The organism is Mesorhizobium sp. P5_C1, assembly GCF_054049815.1.
Window position 1 is genome coordinate 1 of the sequence record NZ_JBFULQ010001111.1, and the last position, 991, is coordinate 991.

At 56.8% G+C, this 991-nt stretch carries 2 protein-coding genes; both read right to left on the bottom strand.

Annotated elements, in window-relative coordinates; genetic code table 11:
- Positions 1–305 (bottom strand): SDR family NAD(P)-dependent oxidoreductase (locus ACXJ7R_RS34240; protein ID WP_457155655.1); only part of this gene is annotated, 305 nt, incomplete at its 3' end.
- Positions 306–358: 53 nt separating this feature from the next.
- Positions 359–991 (bottom strand): phosphotransferase (locus ACXJ7R_RS34245; protein WP_457155656.1); only part of this gene is annotated, 633 nt, incomplete at its 5' end.

A 991-nucleotide genomic window follows, 5' to 3' on the forward strand; every position in this document is an offset into this window, starting at 1 on the left:
ACAATGGACATCTCCGAAACGGATGCGGCGATGACAGTGCCTGCGTTCAGGACCAGCGAATCCAGGCGACCGAAATGGGCAACGACCTTTTCAACTAAGGCTGCCGCGTCAGCGGGCACGCTTATATCAGCCGCAATCGCCAGTCCGCCCGTCTGGTTGGCGACGGTTTGCAGGATTGCCTCTCTTCGCCCGCAGATTGCGACGAAATGCGTGGACGCCAATTTCAATGCGATGGCCGCACCGATCCCTGTGCCTCCGCCTGTTATCAGGGCTACAGGCCTGCTTTCGTCGACTGCCGAAGGCATCTCCGATTACCCTTTCCTAAGCCACCAAATTGCAGAAGGAACCGCGTTCAAGATCACCAGCCTGTGCCAAGATAGTCGTCCGCAAGACCGTATGAATCGTCGAGGTAGCGTGACAAGCGTGCGCCATTGTCGGCCAATTCCGCGCGTTCTCCGATCCATCCAATGTACGTAAGACTACGCAGAAGCAGGAAGAGCGGCAGCAGCGATTCGGAACGTTCAGACAGTTCCCTGCTTTGCCTATAGCCATCGAGAACCGCCTTCTTGATTGCCGGGTAGTGGGGCTCCTTGCGGTTGCGCAATAGCGTCGTTGCGATATCGAAGACACGCCACCCGTAACCGGAGTCATCGAAATCTATGAATTGGACGGAGCTTGGCGTCACCAGGACGTTCTCCCTGACGAGGTCTGCATGGATCAGGCCGAAATCAAGGTTCTGGACGCGCTCGAGTTTGGACGACAAGATACCGCGAAGCCTACCGAGTTTGTTTTGGTCTGCCACCGACAGAGCGTCGAAATCCCAGAAACGTCCCCATAGAGGGGTCTCCCCGAGCAAACCGTCCTTGTCCCAGGATGGACGGTCGAAAGCATCGCCACATACCCAGGCGTCGCTGATGTTGTGGAGATCGGCCATCTTGTTGCCGAGGGCGCTGAACAAACGAACGAGATCTTGCGGTTCGTGCTCAAGCAA